9 protein-coding genes are annotated in these 6,051 nt (G+C 44.0%); 8 read left to right on the forward strand and 1 reads right to left on the reverse strand.

Going from position 1 to position 6,051, the window contains the following annotated elements; genetic code table 11:
* Nucleotides 1-135 precede the first annotated feature (135 nt).
* From NDA06_RS11150 to NDA06_RS11175, 6 genes are all read left to right on the forward strand, one after another.
* Nucleotides 136-1,896, forward strand: coding sequence for an HlyD family efflux transporter periplasmic adaptor subunit (locus tag NDA06_RS11150; RefSeq protein ID WP_190985306.1), 1,761 nt, complete (start codon nucleotides 136-138; stop codon nucleotides 1,894-1,896).
* A 27-nt stretch (nucleotides 1,897-1,923) separates the two neighbouring features.
* Entirely contained in the window at nucleotides 1,924-2,349 is a 426-nt protein-coding gene (locus NDA06_RS11155) for a HetP family heterocyst commitment protein (protein ID WP_190429764.1), read from the forward strand.
* Nucleotides 2,350-2,602: 253 nt separating this feature from the next.
* On the forward strand, nucleotides 2,603-2,821 hold the full coding sequence (locus tag NDA06_RS11160; RefSeq protein WP_190429765.1) for a hypothetical protein: 219 nt from the start codon (nucleotides 2,603-2,605) through the stop codon (nucleotides 2,819-2,821).
* A gap of 142 nt (nucleotides 2,822-2,963) precedes the next feature.
* Nucleotides 2,964-3,176 (forward strand): hypothetical protein, encoded by a 213-nt coding sequence (locus tag NDA06_RS11165; protein ID WP_190415177.1) that lies wholly within the window; start codon nucleotides 2,964-2,966, stop codon nucleotides 3,174-3,176.
* A gap of 128 nt (nucleotides 3,177-3,304) precedes the next feature.
* A complete protein-coding gene (locus NDA06_RS11170) occupies nucleotides 3,305-3,514 on the forward strand; it encodes a hypothetical protein (protein ID WP_190415176.1) in 210 nt (69 codons plus the stop codon).
* Between the two features lie 117 nt (nucleotides 3,515-3,631).
* Nucleotides 3,632-3,904: a hypothetical protein gene (locus tag NDA06_RS11175; RefSeq protein ID WP_190415175.1), complete on the forward strand. Its 273-nt coding sequence runs from the start codon at nucleotides 3,632-3,634 to the stop codon at nucleotides 3,902-3,904.
* A gap of 365 nt (nucleotides 3,905-4,269) precedes the next feature.
* Here NDA06_RS11175 and NDA06_RS11180 read toward each other — a convergent pair whose 3' ends face one another.
* Nucleotides 4,270-4,662, reverse strand: a complete 393-nt coding sequence (locus NDA06_RS11180; protein WP_190529315.1) for a hypothetical protein — start codon at nucleotides 4,660-4,662, stop codon at nucleotides 4,270-4,272.
* Between the two features lie 234 nt (nucleotides 4,663-4,896).
* Here NDA06_RS11180 and NDA06_RS11185 point away from each other — a divergent pair, with 234 nt between their 5' ends.
* A complete protein-coding gene (locus NDA06_RS11185) occupies nucleotides 4,897-5,637 on the forward strand; it encodes a peptidylprolyl isomerase (protein WP_190985305.1) in 741 nt (246 codons plus the stop codon).
* An 83-nt stretch (nucleotides 5,638-5,720) separates the two neighbouring features.
* A complete protein-coding gene (locus tag NDA06_RS11190) occupies nucleotides 5,721-5,906 on the forward strand; it encodes a hypothetical protein (protein ID WP_190433756.1) in 186 nt (61 codons plus the stop codon).
* The last annotated feature ends 145 nt before the right edge of the window (nucleotides 5,907-6,051 follow it).

The following is a 6,051-nucleotide window of genomic DNA, read 5'->3' on the forward strand; positions in this document are numbered from 1 at the left end:
GAAAAATTGGTAACGATGAAAAGCCAAACCAAAATGTTGCTGAAACCGGCTAAAAATGGCACCGCTCGTTAAATCCAAGCAACGAGAGCCATCCTCAATCTCAAACTTTGAACTTGCTCATTCTGGGCCACAGCCATGCAAAAACCAATCAGATCGATTTCTGCATCAACGGCCTCAAACCTACCCTTAACTCCACCCGTTGAGCCTTTTGGCTCAGGCTATACAGGTAGCAACCAGAATTCATTCGATAGCCAGGGGATATTATCCCGTACTCCGACTCAAGGCGAGTCGGGTACTCATCCTGGAAAGATTCAGCGTCAGTGCGATCGCTCTTTTGCTGAGATTTATGGGGGTGCGACTGGCTCTATCGAAATGAGCGTACAGCCCACCTCGACTGAAACAGCTAGCAATTCTCAAGTTCATTTCGCGTCTGCCACTTCTCCAGAGACTCGAACCAACCAATGGTCTACCTCGTTACAGACGGTGCTTGACCAGCCACCTTCCACGCTTCCTCGTCAGCTGATATTGGGCGGAATGGCTTTCTGTCTGGCTTTTGGGGCTTGGGCTACCTTTGGGCAAATTGACGAAGTGGGTCACGCTCAAGGACGGTTAATGCCCAAAGGAGCCGTCTATAAGATTGACCCAGTGGAAATGGGGAAGGTTGCCAACATTGCCGTCAAAGAAGGTCAAGCGGTAAAAGCCGGTCAAGTGTTAGTGGAACTGGATACCCAAATTGCGGCAGGTGAAGTAGAGCGTTTGCAGCAAATGCTGGCAACGAATCAAATGCAACTTATTCAGAAACAAGCGCTTCTAGAGAAAACGCATCTGGAAGTGAAAACCCAGACAGCGATCGCTTCTTCAGACACTCAAGCTGCTTTTGCTGCGATCTCCGAAGTCAATGCCAAAGGATCTGCTACCCGCGAACAAATCGCTCAACTTCAAACGGCAAAGACGGCGAATCAAGAAAGACTCGAAACACTAAAACCCCTGTCGGCGACGACGGCAGAACTGCACAAGAAACTAAAAGCTGATGTAGCGGCGGCGGTAGAGGAAGTCGAGAGGGTAAAACCGCTGGTCAAAGAGGGGGCGATCTCCAAGAAATATTTGCTGGATGCCGAGCAAATGATGCGCGATCGCCAAAGTGCCATCACCAAAACTCAACTAGAAGAGGACACAACTCTCAAAGACCGACTGTTTGAGGCTCAGCAAGCTCTGCGCGATGGCGATCGCGCGATCGCTTCAAGTCAAGGCGATTTAAAGCAGACGCTCGCACAAGCACAGCAACTCCACGCAGAACTCGCTCAAAAACAAGCTCAAGAGCGCAAAACTCAGATAGAAACACAGCAGCAAATTCAGGAATTAGAAGTTGAAATGACTCAGCTTAAAGCCCAAATTGCTGAAACTCAAAATCTGCTGAACGCTGCTAAAGCAAAGCTCAAACAACGGTTTCTGACTGCTGCCGTTGATGGAGTGGTGTCGTCTCTGAAAGTCCGCAACGTTGGCGAAGTGGTTCAACCCAGCCAAACTGTTGCCGAAATCGCTCCCCACAAAGCACCCATGATTCTCGTAGCCAGTTTACCCAATCAAGAAGCGGGCTTTGTGAAGACGGGAATGCCAGTAAAAATCAAATTCGACGCTTACCCCTATCAAGAGTACGGCATCGTTTCCGGGAAGATACAATCCGTCTCTCCCGATGCGAAACCCGATGAGCGACTGGGAGAAGTCTATCGAATTGAAGTAGCGCTGGATCGTAACTATATCAATGCAGATCGTCAAAACATCAAATTTAAAGCCGGTCAAACTGCCTCTGCGGAGATTATCATCCGCCGACGCCGGATTGCCGACATTCTGTTAGATCCCATCCGCCAGATGCAAAAAGGCGGCATCAATTTGTAAAACCAAATTTATCCAAGGGCAATTGTTATGGCTTATCACATTCCCTGTTCTAATCCTAAACTTGACAAAACCATGAATTCCGAACAGTTTAATCAAGTTGTTGAAGCCATCATGGAAGGAAAGTATTCTTGGGCTTGCGTTTTACTATTGCGGTTTGCTGGTTACAATCCCCTACACTACATCCCCTACCGAACATACAACCGATTGCTCAAAGAAAACTGCCAAGTTGGCAGACACACCAACTGTAAAACAGATACTTTAAATACAGATAATCAAAGGGCTGCAATCGGGTCAGAGAGCCTAGAGTCACACAAGTGCTTAAGCACAATTAAAGACCTTGGTTATCTAGAAGCGATCGCTGAGCCACAAGTACGGGGAAGCGGGGGTCATTTCGACCCCTGGTTAGTCATAAAAACTCAAAAAATAAACTCAATTTTTCGGGAATTTAAATAACAAAAAAATCTGCTCTTCAGGATTGAAGTTGATTTTTTGACCAGTCGTAAAAATCCTGCCGCGTTCATCTTTACTAAAGAATGGGGCAGGTTTCTCTTTTACAATTGCCAAAAAACTGCTCTCGCACTATTTTTTAAATCATCGAGAAAAAATGCCAAAATGGCAACACGACCTTAACCATACTGTTTATATTGTTTATATCAACCAAACAAGGTTGTTTCAGAAAAAAACTGAATTGCAAAGGAAACATTTAATGATTATTTCTGACCTAAGCCATTTGGAAGTTGCCGACCAATCTCCCAGTCTTGTTGGTGCTGGCTATAGCTACTCCAGCTACAGCAAATATAAGAGCAATTCCAGCTATCTCAATCAATACGCTTCTTCCAAAGCAACGGCTAAATCAGTATTTGGTCCAGCAACAGCCGTAGCAATTTCTACAAATGTAGCCACCGTTACCCAACTAAATTTTTAAACGTGGCGGTTGCTGTTAAATAATGCTCTAAATATTGAGCATTTATCGGGGTAAACCTCTCTGGAAGTCTATCGACAATAGGCTTTCTAACTCGGTTACTCAAAAAGTAAACCAAACTCTCAATCTGGAAAGGAGACATCGAATGATTATTTCTGACCTGAGCCATTTGGAAGCTGCGAAGCAATCTCCCAGTGTTGTTGGTGGTTGGTATAGCTATAGCTATAGCAATTATAAGAGCAATTCCAGCTATGTCGATCAATACGCTTCTTCTAAGGCAAGTGCTAAATCATTTTTAAGTTCAGCAACTGCGGTAGCAATCTCTACCAATGACGCCAGCGTTTACCAAATTAATTGATGAAAGGTGACTGCTGCTCTAAACTTTGAGCTTTTTCAGTAGTAAACTTTGGGGAAACTTATCCCCGGAATTGGCTTTTCAACCAGATTTCTGCAAAAACTAAACCCATTTTGAAAAGGAGACATCCCATGATTATTTCTGACCTGAGCCATTTAGAAGTTGCCGAACAATCTCCCAGCGTTGTTGGTGCTGGCTATAGCTACTACAGCACATCTAAGAGCAACTACAGCTATCTCAGTCAATACGCTTCTTCTAAAGCGACGGCTAAATCATTCTTCGGTCCAGCAACTGCCGTAGCAATTTCTTCCAATTCAGCCAACGTTTACCAAAGTAACTAATTAACGATGGCTATTGCTTATAGCCATTGAGCAAATTTAAGTCTGAGAACTGCTGAAAGCCAATTTTAAGTAAATAAAAAGGCTTTCAGCGGCCTTTTTGTTAGCAGGAGGACTCCCATGAGTGGATTAACAATCAATGATTTAAATTTTTTTGATTCGGGAATTTCGGACTCAAGTGGGGTGACAGGTGGCTCAAGCAAGATTACCTTGCACGACTTTTTGAAAGATATCAGCATCCCGATTGATTATATCGATGTCAAAGACACGGACTACTTTAGTTATTCGACTAGCAGTAGCAAGGGAACAAAAAATAGCCTGAAGGCCACAGCTAGTGCTTTTGGGAGCAAGGGTAATATGTCTGTTTCAACATGGACTTCCGGTGGCTATTAATCTAGATTTGGCAGATAACAGTTCAAGATTTACCCTACCTTGGACTGTTTATCAATCCTTCTGTGACTGTAAAAACTGAAGATAATTATGCCTTAGTTTGCCTTGCTGACTTTATTTAAGTTGTTGATCTAAGGACATATAAACAATATGATTAAATCATCTCAATGCGTTTTGTATCTTGGTCTAGCTGGAAGCTTGATCGTATCTGTTGCTCTACCTTCCCAAGCTAACCCTCCGGGTGGCAAAGATTTCACCAGCGCTTTAAGCGTCATTAGTTCATTTTCCTCTGGAGGTGGTTCTAGTAGTGTCACCGCTACCAGTAGTGCAACAGCAACCTCGTCTGGTGATAGCGGTTTCAGCAGCAGTCAAAGTACCTCTAGCGCATTCTCATCTTCAGCGGGTTCTGGCAGTAGTAGTAGTGCGACAGCGACATCTCCTACAGGAACTCCCAGTAGCCAAAGTGCGACAGTCTTTACTCCTAGCGCAACATCCAGTAGCGCTAGCGCCACAGCTGCCGCATCTACAACTTCTCCTAATATTACGAGCGTCACTGTTGCCGCACCCGCAACCTCTACCAATCCCACTAGCGTCACCGTTCCTACACCTGCAACCTCTGCCAATCCCAATAGCGCTAATATCACTAGCGCTAATATCACTAGCGCTAAAGTTAATGCGCCAGCAACAATCATCCCTAATGCTGCTGGAATCTCAACCACCTTGCCAGTGGCAACCTTCTCTAACCCTAACGTCCCAGGCACTTCCCGCTCATCAACCGTTGCCGCAACCTACATTAGCAACTTCTCTTTGCTATCATCTCTTCCACACAAGAGTGAGATTATTGAACAACGTAAAGACCTTTCTGTTGAAAATAATAGTAGCAACAATGAAGGAGCTTCCTATAGCCTTGTAGGGCTAGGTAGCCGAGTTTTTCCAGGCCTTGGTCTGAGGCTAGTTACTGATTAAGTCTAACTGAGTGGAGTCATAACAATGATATGACCGATCTTTCAGGGGCATCTATTCATCCGAATGAAGTGGTTAATTTCCTGAAAAAAAATCTTCAGTTGAAGGATGTCTATCAAAAAATTTTATATCAAAGAATCATCGAAAAAGCGGCTCAGGAAAGAAACCTAACAGTCACCGCAGAAGAAATTCAGGCTGACGCGGATAGGCTGCGTTATGAGAAGCGTTTGGAGAAAGCCGCAGACACGCTAGCATGGCTGTCAGACCAGATGATTACTGTGAATGACTGGGAGACAGGAATTAGCGATCGCATTCTTGCTCGCAAGTTAGCTAATTCTCTATTCTCTAAAGAAGTCGAGAAGTTCTTCGCGGAAAATCGGCTTGATTTTGACCAAGTTTTACTCTACCAAATTATTGTTCCTTACGAAAAGGTCGCTCAAGAACTTTTCTATCAAATTGAAGAAGAGGAGATCGATTTTCATCAAGCCGCTCATCTTTACGATTGTGATGAAAGGCGCAGACATCATTGTGGATTGGAAGGCAAGCTTTTCCGCTGGAACTTAAAGCCAGATATTGCCGCCTTTATATTTAGTGCCCAAATCGGAGAAGTAATGGGTCCCATCCAAACCGAGCAAGGTTATCATCTCTTAATGGTTGAAGAGTTCATTCCTGCGGAATTAACCCCTGAAAGGTATCAAGAAATCCTTGATAGACTCTTTGAAGAGTGGTTAACCAGTGAGTTAAATTATATGATTCATAACCAAATGGTTTGAACAAGCCACCAATTTTGGGTGAGTTTAGAATTCTATCTAAACTCTTGCTTTTAATTCAGTATTCAGAAGGGAGGATATCAATCGTGATCCGTTCTAAAGTCTTAATTCAGCGAATCGTCTCATCTGATGGAAAAAGTGTTGCAGAAGCCAAGAGCGTAGTCATTACGTCGGATGATAGTGAGAGTACAATTAGTCAATGCGTCACGGTTGAAGTCTGTTCCGGCAATCGTTGTAGCAGTCGCTCAACATCTAGCGTGACTTCTAAATAGACACCTGCCTGAAAAGTGGGGTGGGATATAATCTTACTGCATCCAAACGAGAATTGTTATATCCCTAGCGATTACAGATCGCCCTTTCTACAAGCATTAGGATGTTCCTATTAGGGACTTCTAGAAAAAATAATCTCTATGCCAT

Source organism: Trichocoleus sp. ST-U1, from assembly GCF_039961835.1.
In the GTDB taxonomy this organism is placed as follows: domain Bacteria; phylum Cyanobacteriota; class Cyanobacteriia; order Cyanobacteriales; family FACHB-T130; genus FACHB-T130.

Coding starts and splice junctions, on each gene's coding strand:
- NDA06_RS11150 (WP_190985306.1), top strand. CDS start 136: ATGCAAAAACCAATCAGATCGATTTCTGCATCAACGGCCTCAAACCTA.
- NDA06_RS11155 (WP_190429764.1), top strand. CDS start 1,924: ATGGCTTATCACATTCCCTGTTCTAATCCTAAACTTGACAAAACCATG.
- NDA06_RS11160 (WP_190429765.1), top strand. CDS start 2,603: ATGATTATTTCTGACCTAAGCCATTTGGAAGTTGCCGACCAATCTCCC.
- NDA06_RS11165 (WP_190415177.1), top strand. CDS start 2,964: ATGATTATTTCTGACCTGAGCCATTTGGAAGCTGCGAAGCAATCTCCC.
- NDA06_RS11170 (WP_190415176.1), top strand. CDS start 3,305: ATGATTATTTCTGACCTGAGCCATTTAGAAGTTGCCGAACAATCTCCC.
- NDA06_RS11175 (WP_190415175.1), top strand. CDS start 3,632: ATGAGTGGATTAACAATCAATGATTTAAATTTTTTTGATTCGGGAATT.
- NDA06_RS11185 (WP_190985305.1), top strand. CDS start 4,897: ATGACCGATCTTTCAGGGGCATCTATTCATCCGAATGAAGTGGTTAAT.